At 74.4% G+C, this 14,689-nt stretch carries 15 protein-coding genes; 7 read left to right on the top strand and 8 right to left on the bottom strand.

Annotated features, from left to right (window positions below):
- Nucleotides 1-139: 139 nt before the first annotated feature.
- Complete coding sequence (locus MJ876_RS07460; RefSeq protein WP_240235610.1) at nt 140-1,225, bottom strand: adenosine deaminase; 1,086 nt, start codon at nt 1,223-1,225, stop codon at nt 140-142.
- A gap of 67 nt (nt 1,226-1,292) precedes the next feature.
- Between MJ876_RS07460 and MJ876_RS07455 the strand changes: the two genes are divergently transcribed.
- From MJ876_RS07455 to MJ876_RS07435, 5 genes are read left to right on the top strand one after another with little or no spacing between them, the layout of a single operon-like run.
- A complete protein-coding gene (locus MJ876_RS07455) occupies nt 1,293-2,483 on the top strand; it encodes an acyl-CoA dehydrogenase family protein (RefSeq protein WP_240235609.1) in 1,191 nt (396 codons plus the stop codon).
- Nucleotides 2,480-3,313: a CoA ester lyase gene (locus tag MJ876_RS07450; RefSeq protein WP_240235608.1), complete on the top strand. Its 834-nt coding sequence runs from the start codon at nt 2,480-2,482 to the stop codon at nt 3,311-3,313. The genes MJ876_RS07455 and MJ876_RS07450 overlap by 4 nt, the downstream gene beginning before the upstream one ends.
- Nucleotides 3,310-4,122: a MaoC family dehydratase N-terminal domain-containing protein gene (locus MJ876_RS07445; protein WP_240235607.1), complete on the top strand. Its 813-nt coding sequence runs from the start codon at nt 3,310-3,312 to the stop codon at nt 4,120-4,122. Before MJ876_RS07450 ends, MJ876_RS07445 begins: the two co-directional genes overlap by 4 nt.
- A 20-nt stretch (nt 4,123-4,142) precedes the next feature.
- Entirely contained in the window at nt 4,143-4,514 is a 372-nt protein-coding gene (locus MJ876_RS07440; RefSeq protein ID WP_240235606.1) for a hypothetical protein, read from the top strand.
- Between the two features lie 42 nt (nt 4,515-4,556).
- Complete coding sequence (locus tag MJ876_RS07435) at nt 4,557-5,012, top strand: MaoC family dehydratase (protein WP_240235605.1); 456 nt, start codon at nt 4,557-4,559, stop codon at nt 5,010-5,012.
- Nucleotides 5,013-5,018: 6 nt separating this feature from the next.
- Here MJ876_RS07435 and MJ876_RS07430 read toward each other — a convergent pair whose 3' ends face one another.
- Entirely contained in the window at nt 5,019-6,305 is a 1,287-nt protein-coding gene (locus MJ876_RS07430; protein ID WP_240235604.1) for a thymidine phosphorylase, read from the bottom strand.
- Nucleotides 6,306-6,332: 27 nt separating this feature from the next.
- Nucleotides 6,333-7,088 carry a DeoR/GlpR family DNA-binding transcription regulator gene (locus tag MJ876_RS07425; protein ID WP_240235603.1) on the bottom strand — a complete coding sequence of 252 codons (756 nt, stop codon included), beginning with the start codon at nt 7,086-7,088 and terminating at the stop codon, nt 6,333-6,335.
- A 71-nt stretch (nt 7,089-7,159) separates the two neighbouring features.
- Here MJ876_RS07425 and MJ876_RS07420 point away from each other — a divergent pair, with 71 nt between their 5' ends.
- Nucleotides 7,160-7,546, top strand: a complete 387-nt coding sequence (locus tag MJ876_RS07420) for a DUF4406 domain-containing protein (RefSeq protein ID WP_240235602.1) — start codon at nt 7,160-7,162, stop codon at nt 7,544-7,546.
- Between the two features lie 62 nt (nt 7,547-7,608).
- Nucleotides 7,609-8,982 carry an MFS transporter gene (locus MJ876_RS07415; protein WP_240235601.1) on the top strand — a complete coding sequence of 458 codons (1,374 nt, stop codon included), beginning with the start codon at nt 7,609-7,611 and terminating at the stop codon, nt 8,980-8,982.
- Nucleotides 8,983-9,112: 130 nt separating this feature from the next.
- Here the strand turns inward: MJ876_RS07415 and MJ876_RS07410 are convergent, their stop codons facing one another.
- From MJ876_RS07410 to MJ876_RS21590, 5 genes are read right to left on the bottom strand one after another with little or no spacing between them, the layout of a single operon-like run.
- Entirely contained in the window at nt 9,113-10,303 is a 1,191-nt protein-coding gene (locus MJ876_RS07410; protein ID WP_240235600.1) for a cytochrome P450, read from the bottom strand.
- A complete protein-coding gene (locus MJ876_RS07405) occupies nt 10,275-10,676 on the bottom strand; it encodes a cytidine deaminase (protein ID WP_240235599.1) in 402 nt (133 codons plus the stop codon). Before MJ876_RS07405 ends, MJ876_RS07410 begins: the two co-directional genes overlap by 29 nt.
- The gene (locus tag MJ876_RS07400) at nt 10,673-11,950 is read right to left on the bottom strand and encodes an ABC transporter permease (protein ID WP_240235598.1); all 1,278 of its coding nucleotides are present in this window, start codon (nt 11,948-11,950) and stop codon (nt 10,673-10,675) included. The genes MJ876_RS07405 and MJ876_RS07400 overlap by 4 nt, the downstream gene beginning before the upstream one ends.
- Nucleotides 11,947-13,074, bottom strand: a complete 1,128-nt coding sequence (locus tag MJ876_RS07395; RefSeq protein WP_240235597.1) for an ABC transporter permease — start codon at nt 13,072-13,074, stop codon at nt 11,947-11,949. Before MJ876_RS07395 ends, MJ876_RS07400 begins: the two co-directional genes overlap by 4 nt.
- Complete coding sequence (locus MJ876_RS21590; RefSeq protein WP_308192576.1) at nt 13,071-14,627, bottom strand: ABC transporter ATP-binding protein; 1,557 nt, start codon at nt 14,625-14,627, stop codon at nt 13,071-13,073. Before MJ876_RS21590 ends, MJ876_RS07395 begins: the two co-directional genes overlap by 4 nt.
- Nucleotides 14,628-14,689: the final 62 nt, after the last annotated feature.

Here is a 14,689-nt window from a genome sequence, read left to right as displayed (position 1 = left end):
CGCGCGGGGCGCGCCCCCGGGGGCGGCGGGGGCCCCCCCCCCCCCCCCCCCCCCCCCCCCCACCACACTTCCAGGGCCGAAGCCTCGGACGAGGTCTCGACAGGCTCGACCGGCGCGGGCCGGGGCCGACAACCCGCGGTCAGCCGCCCAGCGCGGCGTACCCCGGCTTGATGACGTCCTCGATGAGCGCGAGGCGCTCGTCGAAGGGCCAGAACGCGGACTTCATCGCGTTGATCGTGAACCACCGCAGGTCCTCGGGCCCGTAGCCGAACGCCTCGACCAGCGCGTGCATCTCGTCGGTCATCGAGGTGCGGCTCATGAGGCGGTTGTCGGTGTTCACCGTGACGCGGAAGCGCAAGTCGCGCAGCAGCCCGATGGGGTGCTCGGCGATGGAGGCGGCCGCGCCGGTCTGCACGTTGGAGGCGGGGCACATCTCGAGGGGGATCCGGGTGTCGCGCACGTACGCCGCCAGCGGGCCGAGCTCGACCCGGCCGTCGTCGTGCACGGTGATGTCGTCGACGATGCGGACGCCGTGGCCCAGGCGGTCCGCGCCGCACCACTGGATGGCCTCCCAGATCGACGGCAGGCCGAACGCCTCGCCGGCGTGGATGGTGAAGTGCGCGTTCTGACGCTGCAGGTACTCGAACGCGTCCAGGTGTCGGGTGGGCGGGTGGCCGGCCTCGGCGCCGGCGATGTCGAAGCCCGCCACGCCCTCGGAGCGCCAGGACGTCGCCAGCTCGGCGATCTCCCGCGAGCGGGCCTGGTGGCGCATCGCGGTCAGCAGCTGGCGGACGACGATCGGGCGGCCGGCCGCGGCGGCCTCCGCCATGCCGTCCTCGAAGCCCGCGCGCACGGCGGCCACCGTCTGGTCGAGCGACAGGCCCTGCTCGACGTGCTGCTCGGGCGCCCAGCGCACCTCGGCGTACACGACGCCATCGGCGGACAGGTCCTCCACGCACTCGCGGGCGACCCGGCGCAGGTGGTCCTCGCTCTGCATCACCGCGACGGTGTGCTCGAAGGTCTCCAGGTAGCGCTCCAGCGACCCGGAGTCGGCCGCCGAGGCGAACCACGTGGCCAGGTCCTCGGCGGTGGCGTCGTCCGCGACGGGCAGCTCGTGGCCGATCTCGCGGGACAGCTCGAGCACGGTCGCGGGGCGCAGCCCGCCGTCGAGGTGGTCGTGGAGCAGCACCTTCGGGGCGCGTCGGACGTCGTCGCGGCTGAGCATGGTCGGATCCTCTCAGGACCGGTGCGGCAGCACAGAATGGACGACGACCCGGCGACGGAGGAGCGGCATGACGGAGCTGAGCGAGGAGGAGCGCGCGATCGTCGCGCTCGTGGCCGACTGGGTCGACCGCGAGGTGCGGCCCGTCGTCCGGGAGCTGGAGCACGCCGACACCTACCCCGAGGCGCTGATCGAGCAGATGAAGCAGCTCGGCGTCTACGGGCTCGCGATCCCCGAGCCCTGGGGCGAGACCGCCGTGTCGACGCCCTGCTACGCCGCGGTCACCGAGGAGCTGGCCCGCGGCTGGATGAGCCTCGCCGGCGCGATGGGGGGCCACACCGTCGTCGCGAAGCTGCTCGTCGACCACGGCACCCGTGAGCAGCAGGAGCGCTGGCTGCCGCGGATGGCCACCGGGCAGCTCCGCGCGACCATGGCGCTGACCGAGCCGGGCGGCGGCTCCGACCTGCAGGCGCTGCGCACGACGGCGCGCAGGACCGGAGGGGCCGACAGCGAGTGGGAGGTCCACGGCTCGAAGACGTGGATCTCCAACGCCCGCCGCTCCGGACTCGTCGCGCTGCTGTGCCGCACCGACCCGGACGCCGAGCCCGCCCACCGCGGCATCAGCATCCTCATGGTCGAGAAGCCCGTCGACGGCGACCTGCCCGGATTCGAGGTCTCCCGCGACCTGCCGAAGCTGGGCTACAAGGGCGTCGAGAGCTGCGAGCTGGCGTTCTCGGGCCTGCGGGTCGGTGCCGACAGCGTGCTCGGGCAGGAGGAGGGCCGGGGGTTCGCGCAGATGATGCGCGGCCTCGAGATCGGCCGCATCCAGGTCGCCTGCCGGGCCCTCGGGGTCGGCCGGGCCGCCCTCGAGGACGCCCTGGCCTACGCCCAGCAGCGGACGAGCTTCGGCAAGCCGATCTGGCAGCACCAGTCGGTCGGCAACCACCTCGCCGACATGGCGACGCGCCTCGAGGCCGCCCGCCAGCTCACCCTGCACGCCGCCCGCACCTACGACACCGGCGCCCGCGCCGACCTGGAGGCGGGCATGGCGAAGCTGTTCGCCTCCGAGACCGCCATGCAGGTCGCGCTGGACGCCGTCCGCGTGCACGGCGGCTACGGCTACTCCACCGAGTACGACGTCGAGCGCTACTTCCGCGACGCCCCGCTGATGATCGTCGGCGAGGGCACGAACGAGATCCAGCGCGGCGTCATCGCCCGGCAGCTGGTCGCCCGCCACCCGATCGACGGAGGACCCCGATGAGCGTGACCTGGTTGTTCGTGCCCGGCAGCCGCCCCGACCGGTTCGACAAGGCCGTGGCGTCCGGCGCCGACGAGGTCATCGTCGACCTGGAGGACGCCGTCGGGCCCGACGCGAAGGACGCCGCCCGCGCCGACGTCGTCGCGTGGCTCGGCGGGTCCGGGCCGGGCGGCGGCTCCGCGTGGGTGCGGGTCAACGCCGCCGGCACGCCCTGGCACGCCGCGGACGTCGAGGCGCTCGCCGGACCCGGCGCCCCGTCCGGGTTGCGGGGCCTGGTGCTGCCGAAGGCCGAGGACCCCGACGTCGTCCGGCGGCTCGCGGGGCTCCTGGACTCCCGGGCCGGCCTGGTGCCGCTCGTCGAGTCGGCGTTGGGCCTGGTCTCGGCGCTCGAGCTGGCCCGGGTGCCGGGGGTGACGCGGCTGGCGTTCGGGTCGATCGACTACGCCCTCGACCTCGGCGCCGAGGAGGACCCGGACGTGCTCGCCCACGCGCGCTCGACGCTCGCGGTCGCGTCCCGGGCGGCGGGGCTCGCGCCCCCGGTCGACGGCATCACCGCCGACGTCCGCGACCACGACCTCGCCGCCGTCGACACGCGCCGCGCGGTGCGGTTCGGCTTCGGCGGCAAGCTGTGCGTGCACCCCGCGCAGGTCGCTGTCGTCCGTGACGCCTTCGCGCCGCCGCCGGAGCAGCTGGCCTGGGCGCGCGGCGTCCTCGCCGCCGCCGAGGACGTCCCGCCCGGCGAGGCGTTCGCCCACGAGGGCGCCATGGTGGACGCCCCCGTCCTCTCCCGCGCCCGCGCGCTGCTGGCCCGCGCCCCCGGGGGTGCGGCGTGAGCAGCGAGGTCACCGAGGTCCTGCTGCCCGGCGTCGCCGACGCGGTCGCCGGCCTGCTCGACGTCCCGGCACCCGCGGACGGCGCCCTGCCCCTGATGTGGCACTGGTTCTTCTGCCTCGACCGGCCACGCACCGCCGACCTGGGCCGCGACGGCCACCCGACCTCCGGCGGGCCCGTCGACCCGCCCGGCGCCGGTCGGCGCCGGATGTGGGCCGGCGGCGAGGTGACGAGCCTCGGCCCGCTGCGCGTCGGGGAGGTCGCGACGCGGCGCAGCACGGCCCGGGAGCCGCAGACGAAGCAGGGCCGCTCGGGGCGCCTGGAGTTCGTGTCGGTCGACCACGAGGTCGTCCAGGGCGGGCGGGTCGTGGTCCGCGAGCGGCAGGACCTCGTCTACCGCGACGCGCCGGCCGTCGACGGGTCCCCGCCCGAGCCGGAGCCCGTCGACCCGGCGCCGCTCGCCGACGGCGACCGGCCGCTGGAGATCACCCCGCCGCTGCTGTTCCGCTTCTCGGCGCTGACCTACAACGGCCACCGGATCCACTACGACCGCGACCACGCGCGGCACGCCGAGGGCTACCCGGGGCTCGTCACCCACGGACCGCTCCAGGCCCTCGCGATGGCGGAGGCCGCGCGGGCCGCCGGCGTCGCGACGCAGCCCGGGACGACGTGCCGCTACCGCCTCGTGTCGCCGCTGTTCGACCACCAGGGGCTCGTCGCCCGGGCCGACCGCGACGGGTCGACGGTGACGGCGAGCGTCCGCGACCTCGGCGGTCGGACGACGGCCCGGGCCACGTTCGACGCCGCCTGACCCGGCGCTACGGTCGCGGGGTGCGCCGTTCCCCCGCCGTCGTCACCACCCCCCTCGCCGCCCTCGTCCTGGCCTCGGCGGTGCTCGCGGGCTGCGGCACCGGGAGCAACGCCCCCACCGACGCCGGCGTGGCCGAGTTCTGCGACGCGGCGACCGCGCTGGACGACGAGGACGGCTCCGGCAGCGAGCGCGCCCACGAGGTGGGCGAGCAGCTCGAGGCCGTCGGCACCCCCGACGGCACCCCCGAGACCGCCCGGGCCGGCTTCGAGATCCAGGTCGAGCTCCTGACCACCTCCGGGGACGACGGCGCCGACGCGCGCGACCTGTCCGACGACGAGCTGAACCTGCTCACGGCCTACAGCGAGTTCGTGTCGAGCACCTGCACGGCCTGAGACCCGCCCCGCACGGTGGACGCCCGGGATAGGTTGCGCCCCATGCGCACCTTCAGCAGCCTCGACGAGGTCTCCGCCGCCGCCGGCACCGACATCGGGACCTCGGACTGGTTCGAGATCACCCAGGACCGCGTGAACCGGTTCGCCGACGCGACCGAGGACCACCAGTGGATCCACGTCGACGCCGAGCGCGCCGCGGAGGGGCCGTTCGGGACGACGATCGCCCACGGGTACCTGACCCTCTCGCTGCTGCCGTTCCTGGGCTCGAAGGTCGTCACCTTCGACTTCCCCGGCCCCAAGCTGAACTACGGCCTGAACAAGGTCCGCTTCCCGCAGTTCGTGAAGGTCGGGGCGCGCGTCCGCGACCACCTCGCGATGGGCGAGGTCACCGAGGCCGCGCACGGGCTCCAGGTCGCGATGAAGCACACCATCGAGATCGACGGCGAGGACAAGCCCGCCTGCGTCGCGGAGAACCTCATCCTGCTGCTGCAGGGCTGACGCGCCTCACCCGATCCGGTCGATGACGACGGGCGTCGGCGCGTACGCCGCGTCGGCGGCGACGTCGTACCCGCCCTCCAGCGCGGCGAGGGCCCGCTCGAAGCGCTCCGGGGTGTCGGTGTGCAGCGTGAGCAACGGCTGGCCCTCGGTGACGGTGTCCCCGGGCTTGGCGTGCATCTCGACGCCCGCGCCGGCCTGCACGGGCTCGCCCTGGGTGGCGCGCCCGGCGCCGAGGCGCCAGGCGGCGAGACCGACGGCCATGGCGTCGAGGCTCATCAGGGTGCCGGACGCCGGCGCGGCGACGACGTGGGTCTCCCGGGCGGTGGGCAGCGCGGCGTCGGGGTCGCCGTCCTGCGCGGCGATCATGCGGCGCCAGGCGTCCATCGCGGACCCGTCCGCGAGCTTGTCGGCCGGGTCGACGTCGCCGTGCCCGGCGGCGGACAGCATCTCGCGGGCCAGCGCGAGGGTGAGGTCCACGACGTCCGCGGGGCCCCCGCCCGCCAGCACCTCGACGGACTCCCGCACCTCCAGCGCGTTGCCCGCGGTGAGGCCCAGCGGCGTCGACATGTCGGTCAGCAGGGCCACCGTGCGGACGCCGGCGTCCGCGCCGAGCGCGACCATCGTCTCGGCGAGCTCGCGCGCCGACGGCTCGTCCTTCATGAAGGCGCCCGAGCCGACCTTGACGTCGAGCACGAGCGCCCCGGTGCCCTCCGCGATCTTCTTGGACATGATCGAGGAGGCGATGAGCGGGATCGCCTCGACGGTGCCGGTGACGTCGCGCAGGGCGTAGAGCTTCTTGTCGGCCGGGGCGAGGCCGGAGCCGGCCGCGCAGATGACGGCGCCGACGTCCTCGAGCTGGCGCAGCATCTCGTCGTTGCTCAGCGCGGCGCGCCAGCCGGGGATGGACTCGAGCTTGTCGAGGGTGCCGCCGGTGTGGCCCAGCCCGCGTCCGGAGAGCTGGGGGACGGCGACCCCGCAGGCCGCCACGAGGGGCGCGAGGGGAAGCGTGATCTTGTCGCCCACCCCGCCGGTGGAGTGCTTGTCGGCGGTGGGGCGCGACAGCGAGGAGAAGTTCATGCGCTCCCCCGACGCGATCATCGCCGCGGTCCAGCGGGCGACCTCGTCGCGCTCCATCCCGTTCAGCAGGATGGCCATCGCGAGCGCCGACATCTGCTCGTCGGCCACGACCCCACGGGTGTAGGCGTCGACCACCCAGTCGACCTGGCTGTCGCTGAGGCGACCGCCGTCCCGCTTGGTGCTGATGACCTCGACCGCGTCGTGTGCCTCCACCATGCGGGCGAACGTATCGCCCCGGTGACCTCAGGGCGTCAGCACCCGGACGCCGGCCTCCCGCAGCTCGGCGACCCCGCGCGCGGGGGCGCCGGCGTCGGTCAGGACGGCGGTCACCGCGTCGAGGCCGACGACCTCGAAGGCCGACGCCGCCCCGATCTTCTCGGAGCTGCCGAGCACGTAGGTCTCGGCCGCCCGCTGCGACCACGCGCGCTTGATCGCGGCCTCGTCCGCGTCGCCGGTGGTGAGCCCGGCCGTGGGGTGGATGCCCGTCACGCCCAGGAAGAACAGGTCGACGCTCACCCGGCCGATGGCCTCGTGCGCGACCGCGCCGGCGGCGACGACCGAGTGCTTGAAGAGTCGCCCCCCGACGATGATGACCTCGACCGTCGGGTGCTCGGCCAGCTCGACGGCGATGGTCGGGCTGTGGGTGACGACGGTCGCGCGGAGGTCCGCGGGCAGGCGGCGCGCGAGCTCGCGGGCGGTCGTCCCGCCGTCGACGGCGATGGTCTGGCCGTGGCCGACGAGGCCGCACGCGAGGCGCGCGAGGTCGGCCTTCGCGCCGGTGCTGATCGAGGCCCGGGTGGCGAAGTCGGCGATCGCGGGCGAGACCGGCAGCGCCCCGCCGTGCACCCGGTGCAGCAGGCCCTCCGCCGCCAGCTCGCGCAGGTCGCGCCGGATCGTGTCCTCCGACACCTGGAGCGACGCCGCGAGGTCCTTGGCGACGACGCGGCCGTCCTCGCGGAGCGTGGCCAGGACCAGGTCGCGACGCTGGGCGGTCAGCATGGGCACGAAGCTACACGGTTCTGCACGAAATCACTTGTTCATGCCGGAACGTGCCCGTTACGGTCCCGGACATGTCCAAGCCACCGATGATCCTGATCGCCGGCCCCTACCGTTCCGGCACCGACGACGACCCGGCCCTGATGGCCGCCAACCTCGCCGCCCTCGAGGCGGCCGCCTGGCCGCTGTTCGCCGCGGGCCACGTCCCGATGATCGGCGAGTGGGTGGCCCTGCCCGTGCTGGCCAGCGCGGGGGCCACCGGGGTGACCGACCCGCTCGCGGAGCAGGTCATGTACCCGACCGCCCAGCGCCTGCTCCAGCACTGCGACGGCGTCCTGCGTCTCCCCGGCGCCTCGACCGGCGCCGACCAGGACGTCGCCATCGCCCGCGAGCGCGGCATCCCGGTCTGGTTCGACCTGGCCGACGTGCCGGGGTGCGGGCCGGAGCCGCAGCACGGCTGAGTGCTCGAACCCGGTTGACCTGCACCGCGGTGGAGGTTGCAGGCTGGGGCGGTGAGCGCACGATGACGACCCCGCCGACCTCACCGACCTCGTCGGCCGCGCCGTCCGTGCGCGAGGAGCTCTTCGGGCCGGACCGCCGCGGCGTGACCGTCGGGCTCGTCCTCCTGATCAGCCTGGTGGCCTTCGAGTCCATGGGCGTGGGGACGGCGATGCCCGCCCTCGTCGCCGACCTCGGCGAGGTCTCGGACTACTCGTGGCCGTTCGTGGCCTTCGGCGCGGCCACCGTGGTCGGCACGGTCGCCGCGGGACGGTGGTGCGACGTCCACGGCCCGCGGCTCGTGCTGCTGGGCGCCCCGCTGGTGTTCGGCGCGGGCCTCCTGGTGGCGGCGACGGCGCCGTCGCTGCCCGTGCTGCTGGTGGGCCGGGTCCTGCAGGGCGCCGGTGCCGGCGCGCAGGGCGTCGCGGTCTACGTCCTCATCGCGCTCGTCTACTCCGTCGGCGCCCGGCCCGCCGTGTTCGCCCTCATCTCCTCCGCGTGGGTGGTGCCGTCCCTCGTCGGGCCGCCCGTCGCGGGCGTGCTGGCCGAGCAGGCGTCCTGGCGGTGGGTGTTCGGCGGCCTGCTGCCGCTCGTGGTCCTCGCCGTCGCCCTCGTCGCGCGCACCGCGGCACGGCAGGGCGCCCCGGCCCACCCCCGCCCCGGACGCCGGGGGCTGCTGCCGGGCGCCGTCGCCGCGGCCGTCGCCGTCGCCGCCATCAGCTGGGTCGCCGACCACACGACGGCCGTCGGGGTCGTCGTCGGCGTCGCGGCGCTCGTGGTCCTCGTGCCCGCCGTCCGTCTCCTCGTGCCCGCGGGCACCCTCGTCGCCCGCCGGGGCGTCGCCGCCGTCGTCGCCGCCCGCGGGCTGCTGTCGGGCGCGTTCTTCACCGCCACCGCGTTCCTGCCGCTGCTGCTCACCGACGTCCACGGCTGGTCGCTCACCGCCGCCGGCGTGCCGCTCATCGTGGGCTCGCTCGGCTGGTCGGCGTCCTCGGCCTGGCAGGGACGGCGACCCGAGCTGTCGCGGCCCGTGCTCCTGCGCGCCGGGTTCGCCTGCGTCGGCACGGCGATCGCCGGGCTGCTGCTCGTGGCGCCCTCGTGGGGCGTGGCCTGGCTCGCCGTCCCGCTCTGGGCGCTCGCGGGCACGGGGATGGGTCTCGGGTTCTCGTCGCTGTCGTTCCTGCTGCTGTCGCACTCCGCGCCGGAGGACACCGGGTTCCACTCCTCCGCCGCCCAGCTGATGGACCAGCTCTCCCAGGCCGTCGTGATCGGCGTCGGCGGCGGGCTCGTCGCCGTCCTGGCCGGTGTCTCGAGCGGCCTGACGACGCTGTTCGCCCTGCTGCTCGCGATGGCCGTCGCGGGCGCGGCGCTCAGCGCCCGGACTGCGCTGAGGGACTGAGTCACCGGGCCACCGGGCCCGCCGGGGCCTTCGGGGCCTTCGGGGCCGGCGGGGGTCGAATCCCCACGAGAACCTGCTGTCTTGGCACTCCTCACGACGAATTCGCCGTGAGAAGTGTCAAGACAGCTACTTACCGTGGGGATTCGACCCCGAGCGACACCGGCACCGCGTTGAAGCCGCGCAGCACGAAGGTGCCGCGCGGGGTCGGCTCGTCGGCGAGCGCGAGGTCGGGGTGGCGCTCGAAGAGCAGCGTCAGCGACTCGGTGAGCTCCATGCGGGCCAGGGGCGCGCCGAGGCAGAAGTGGACGCCGGCGCCGAACGCGACGTGCGGGTTCGGGGAGCGGGCGGGGTCCAGGGTGGCCGGGTCGGCGAAGACCGCGGGGTCGCGGTTCGCGGCGCCGAGGAGCAGGGCGACGGTGTCCCCCGGCTCGGCCACGAGCCCGCCGCCGAGGTCGACGGGGGCGGTGGCGGTCCGCTCGAACAGCTGCAGCGCGGAGTCGAAGCGCAGCATCTCCTCGACGGTGACCGCGACGTCCGCCGCGGGCCGCAGGCCGGCGCGCAGCAGGCCGACCAGGCCGTTGCCGAACACGTTGACCGACGCCTCGTGCCCCGCGTTGAGGAGCAGGACGGCGGACGCGACGACCTCGACGTCCGACAGCTCGGTCGCGACCAGGTCCGACAGCAGGTCGGCCGGCCGGTCCTCCGGCGGGGTACGACGACGCTCCGCCGCGAGCTCGGTGACCAGGCCCGCGAAGTCCTCCGCGGCCGCGACGGCGGCGTCGACGACGGCGGGCGACGGGGCGTGCTCGTACATCCGCACGATTGCCTGCGACCAGTCCCGCAGCGACGGCGCGTACGACGACGGCACACCGAGCAGCTCGGCGATGACCAGCACGGGCAACGGCTCGGCGTACGCCGCGACGACGTCGAAGGACGGGCCGGACGCCACCGCCTCGTCGAGCAGCGACGCCGCCAGCGAGCGCACCCGCGGTCGCAGCCGCTCGACGTGGCCGCGGTTGAACGCCGCGGCCACCGGCCGCCGGAGCCGGGTGTGGTCCGGCGGCTCGTTCTCCATCATCTGGTGGCGGTGGAGCAGGTTGAACGGCTCGAGCGCGTCGGTCGGCTCCCGGTCGCGCCAGACCCGCCCGAGCGCCCGCTCGCGCAGCAGCCGGGAGACACCGGCGTGGTCGAGCACCAGCCACCGCCCGGAGTCCTGGCGCACCACCGGGCCCGCGGCCCGCAGCTCGTCGAGCAGCGGGTAGGGGTCGGCGACGAAGGCCGGGTCGGTGAGGTCAGCGGAGGTCGTCGGCGCCGAACGCATCGGGCAGCACCTCGGTCATCGGCTTGACGCCGGAGACGGTCCAGACGAGCAGTGAGGGCCCGCCGTTCTCCCACAGCAGCTGGCGGCAGCGCCCGCACGGCATGATCACGTCGCCGTCGCCGTTCACGCACACGAAGTGGGTCAGCCGCCCCCCGCCCTCGCGGTGCAGCGTCGAGACGAGACCGCACTCGGCGCACAGCGCGACGCCGTACGCCGCGTTCTCGACGTTGCAGCCCGACACCACCCGGCCGTCGTCCACGAGCGCCGCGGCGCCCACGTGGTAGTGGCTGTACGGCGCGTAGGCGTGCTTCGCGGCCTCCTCGGCCGCCGCCTTGAGGCCGTCCCAGTCGAAGGCCTCCGACGCGGCGCTCATCCGGCCGACCCCTTCCGGTAGGTCTGTCCCACGGCAGCCGGGGCCCGGAGCCGTTGGGCGGCGAAGGCGAGCACCAGCAGCGTGATCACGTACGGCGTCATCGAGGTGAAGTCGCCGGGGACCTCGTCGATGGAGAAGTACAGCGCGCCGAGCAGCAGGCCGGCGACGAGGACGCCGATCCCGAAGGTCGACTGCCCGCGTCGGAACTGCCACACCGCGGCCACCACGGCGAGGACCGCGAGCAGGAGCAGCAGCGCGTGCACCGAGGTGCCGCCCTGCCGCAGGCCGAGGGTCTCGGTGTAGCCGAACAGTCCGGAGCCCATGAGCAGGCCGCCGGGGCGCCAGTTGCCGAAAATCATGGCGGCGAGGCCGATGTAGCCGCGACCACCGGTCTGCCCGTCGCGGTAGGTGCTGGAGGCGACGAGGGCGAGGAACCCGCCGGCCAGGCCGGCCATCCCGCCGGAGATCAGCACGGCGACGAACTTGTAGCGCAGCACGGCGACGCCGAGGGACTCCGCGGCCGAGGGGCTCTCGCCGCAGGAGCGCAGCCGCAGCCCGAACGGCGTCCGGAACAGCACGTAGGACGACACCACGAGCAGCAGGAGCGCGAGGAGCACGTAGACGGACAGGTTGGTCACCAGCGCCTGGAGGATGCCCGCGACCTGGGAGACGAAGAACCAGTCGGTGTCGACGACGGAGCCCAGGAGGTCGGACAGCGGGCCGATCGTGATCGACGGGATGTCCGGCAGCGGCGGCGACTGGGTCGACCCGCCGCCCTCGAGGCCCTCGAACGTCAGCGAGGCGAGGTACTGGACCGCGCCCAGCGCGATGATGTTGATCGCGACGCCCGAGATGATGTGGTCGACACCGAAGATCACGGTCGCCGTGGCGTGGATCAGGCCGCCGATCGCGCCGAGCAGCAGCGCGCCGAGGATGCCCGCCCAGGCGCCGTAGTGGTAGCCGAAGTAGCCGGCCCCGTAGGTCCCGAGGATCATCATCCCCTCGAGGCCGATGTTGACGATGCCCGCGCGCTCGGCCCACAGCCCGCCGAGGCCGGCCAGCATGATCGGCGTGACGGCGATGAACGTCGCCCCGACGGTGCCCGCCGAGGTGAGGTCGCCGGCGCCGGTGACGAGCTCGAGCAGCGACAGCAGCAGGACGAGTCCCGCGAAGCCGAGCAGCAGGTACGACGGCCGCAGCCGGTGGCGCGACGGCTTGGCGGCGCGGCCGCCCGCCGGGGTCGGGGTCGTCGTGGCGTTCGTGGTGGTGCTCACGCGCTGGCCTCCTGCTTCGCGTCCGCCTTGGCGGACCGCTCCGACTCCAGGGCGGCGGCGACCCGCCGCTGCTCGAGGCGCGAGCCGAAGCGGCGGACGACCTCGTAGGAGATGACGACGGTGAGGACGACGACCCCCTGGGTGATGGCGACGATGTCGGGCGAGACGCCCACGAGGATCTGCAGCGGGTTGGACTGCTCGTCGAGGAACGCGAACAGCAGCGCGCCGAGCGCGATCCCGACCGGGTGGTTGCGGCCGAGCAGCGCGATCGCGATGCCGGCGAAGCCCAGGCCGGACTGGAAGGTCGAGCCGTAGGCGTAGGAGCTGCCGAGCAGCAGCGGCATGCCGACGAGGCCGGCGATCGCCCCGGACAGCAGCATCGTGGCGACGGTCATCCGCTTCACGCTGATGCCGCTGGCGGTGGCCGCCGGGGCCGAGCGGCCGGTGGCGCGCAGGTCGAAGCCGAAGCGGGTCTTGTTCAGCACGAACCAGTAGCCGAGGCCGACGAGGGCGGCGACCACGACGAAGCCGTAGATCTCCAGGTTCGGCAGGTCGCCGAACGGGATCCCCGGCAGGCGGCTGCCCTCGGGGATCGGCCGCGTGGAGACGATGTTGCTGCCCTCCTCGCGGACCGCGACCTGACGCAGCAGGAACGCCACGACGGAGGTGGCGATGAAGTTCAGCATGATCGTGCTGATGACCTCGGAGACGCCGCGGGTGGCCCGCAGCAGGCCCGCGATCCCCGCCCAGATCGCGCCGGCGAGCATCGCGACGAGGACGGCGAGGACCATGTTGAGGACGCCGGGCAGCCACGCCTCCCCCGCCACTGCCGCGGCGGCGAAGGCGGCGACGCGGTACTGGCCGTCGACGCCGATGTTGAACAGGTTCATGCGGAACCCGATGGCGACGGCCACGCCCGACAGGTAGAGCACGGTGGCGGCGTTGACGATGTTGACGACGTTCCGGGTCTCCGGCGGGGAGAGGATCGTCGACCACACCTCGCCCACGGGGTCGCCGGCGACGACCAGCACGAGGCTGGTGATCGCGAACGCCGCGCCGAGGGCGAGGACGGGCGCGGCGATGCCGAGCAGCAGGCGCACCAGCCGCGGGTCGAGGGACGTCATGCGCTCTCCTGGGCGGGCTCGTCGCCGGCGCCGGTCATGGCCGAGCCGAGCTGGGTGGGGGTGACGGTGGTCGGGTCGAACTCGCCGACCAGGCGTCCACGCAGGACAACCTCGATGCGGTCCGACAGGCCGATCAGCTCGTCGAGGTCCGCGGAGATCAGCAGCACCGCGAGGCCCTCGCGGCGGGCGATGCGGATCTGGTCCCAGATGGCGGCCTGGGCGCCGACGTCCACGCCCCGCGTCGGGTGGGCGGCGATGAGCAGGGTCGGCTCGCCGCTCATCTCGCGGCCGACGATGAGCTTCTGCTGGTTGCCGCCCGACAGCGCGCGGGCCGGGACGTTCGGGCCGGGCGTGCGGACGTCGTACGTCTCGATGATGCGCTGGGTGTCGGCCGTGGCGGCCCTGCGGTCCACGAGCCCGCGCCGCACGCTGGGGCGCCGGGTCTGGTGGCCGAGCACGCGGTTCTCCCACAGCGGAGCGTCGAGGAGCAGGCCGTGGCGGTGGCGGTCCTCGGGGATGTAGCCGATGCCGGACTCGCGGCGCTCGCGGGTGGAGGTCCCGGACAGGTCGCGGCCGCCGACGGTGACCGAGCCGGTCGCGCCGGGGCGCATGCCCATGATCGCCTCGACGAGCTCGGCCTGGCCGTTGCCCTCGACGCCGGCGATGCCGAGGACCTCGCCGCGGTGGATGCGGAAGGTGACGTCGTCGAGCAGCGGGCGCCCCTCGGGCGTGGGCAGGGTGAGCCCGCGGACGTCGAGCAGCACCTCGTCGGTGACCGTCGAGGCCTCACGGGTGGGCTGCGGCAGCTCGGAGCCGACCATGAGCTCGGCGAGCTGGCGGGCGGTGGTGCCGGCGGGGTCGACGGTCGCGACCGTGGTGCCGCGCCGGACGACGGTGATGTCGTCGGCGACCGAGAGCACCTCGTCGAGCTTGTGCGAGATGAACAGGACGGCGAGACCCTCGGCCTTCAGCTCGCGGAGGTTGCCGAACAGCTCGTCGACCTCCTGCGGCACGAGGACGGCGGTCGGCTCGTCGAGGATGATCACCCGCGCGCCGCGGTAGAGAACCTTGAGGATCTCCACGCGCTGGCGGGCGCCGACGCCGAGGTCCTCCACGAGCGCGTCGGGGTCGACGCCGAGCCCGTAGGCGTCGGAGATGCGGGTGATCTCGGCGCGGGCGCCTGCGCCGATGCCGTGCAGCCTCTCGGCGCCGAGGACGACGTTCTCGGCGACGGTGAGGTTGTCGGCGAGCATGAAGTGCTGGAAGACCATGCCGACGCCGTTCGCGATGGCCTCGGCCGGCGACGACAGGGTGACCTGCTTCCCGCCGATCTCGATGGTGCCGGAGTCGGGCGGCTGCACGCCGTACAGGATCTTCATCAGCGTCGACTTGCCGGCGCCGTTCTCGCCGACGATGGCGTGGATGGTCCCGCGGCGGACGTCGATGTTGATGTCGTCGTTGGCGATGACGCCGGGGAACCGCTTGCCGATGCCGCGGAGGCGGACCGCGAGGTCGTGGCTCTGCTCGTCGGGCTTCATGGCCTTCTCGGACACGGCCGGGACCTCCTGCGGTGGGACGGGGGCTGGGCACTGGGCGGGGCCCGGGGGGGGGGGGG

The sequence above is a fragment of the Nocardioides sp. CFH 31398 genome (assembly GCF_022436705.1).
In the GTDB taxonomy this organism is placed as follows: domain Bacteria; phylum Actinomycetota; class Actinomycetes; order Propionibacteriales; family Nocardioidaceae; genus Nocardioides.
The sequence above is the reverse complement of the archived record's forward strand: the minus strand, read 5'-3'. Positions and strand labels throughout refer to the sequence as shown.

Bases quoted from the DNA above. Each gene is read 5' to 3' on its own strand.
- MJ876_RS07425 (WP_240235603.1), bottom strand. From the start codon at position 7,088: ATGCTGACCGCCCAGCGTCGCGACCTGGTCCTGGCCACGCTCCGCGAG.
- MJ876_RS07410 (WP_240235600.1), bottom strand. From the start codon at position 10,303: ATGCGTTCGGCGCCGACGACCTCCGCTGACCTCACCGACCCGGCCTTC.
- MJ876_RS07460 (WP_240235610.1), bottom strand. From the start codon at position 1,225: ATGCTCAGCCGCGACGACGTCCGACGCGCCCCGAAGGTGCTGCTCCAC.
- MJ876_RS07405 (WP_240235599.1), bottom strand. From the start codon at position 10,676: ATGAGCGCCGCGTCGGAGGCCTTCGACTGGGACGGCCTCAAGGCGGCG.
- MJ876_RS07435 (WP_240235605.1), top strand. From the start codon at position 4,557: ATGCGCACCTTCAGCAGCCTCGACGAGGTCTCCGCCGCCGCCGGCACC.
- MJ876_RS07415 (WP_240235601.1), top strand. From the start codon at position 7,609: ATGACGACCCCGCCGACCTCACCGACCTCGTCGGCCGCGCCGTCCGTG.
- MJ876_RS07395 (WP_240235597.1), bottom strand. From the start codon at position 13,074: ATGACGTCCCTCGACCCGCGGCTGGTGCGCCTGCTGCTCGGCATCGCC.
- MJ876_RS07420 (WP_240235602.1), top strand. From the start codon at position 7,160: ATGTCCAAGCCACCGATGATCCTGATCGCCGGCCCCTACCGTTCCGGC.
- MJ876_RS07455 (WP_240235609.1), top strand. From the start codon at position 1,293: ATGACGGAGCTGAGCGAGGAGGAGCGCGCGATCGTCGCGCTCGTGGCC.
- MJ876_RS07450 (WP_240235608.1), top strand. From the start codon at position 2,480: ATGAGCGTGACCTGGTTGTTCGTGCCCGGCAGCCGCCCCGACCGGTTC.
- MJ876_RS07430 (WP_240235604.1), bottom strand. From the start codon at position 6,305: ATGGTGGAGGCACACGACGCGGTCGAGGTCATCAGCACCAAGCGGGAC.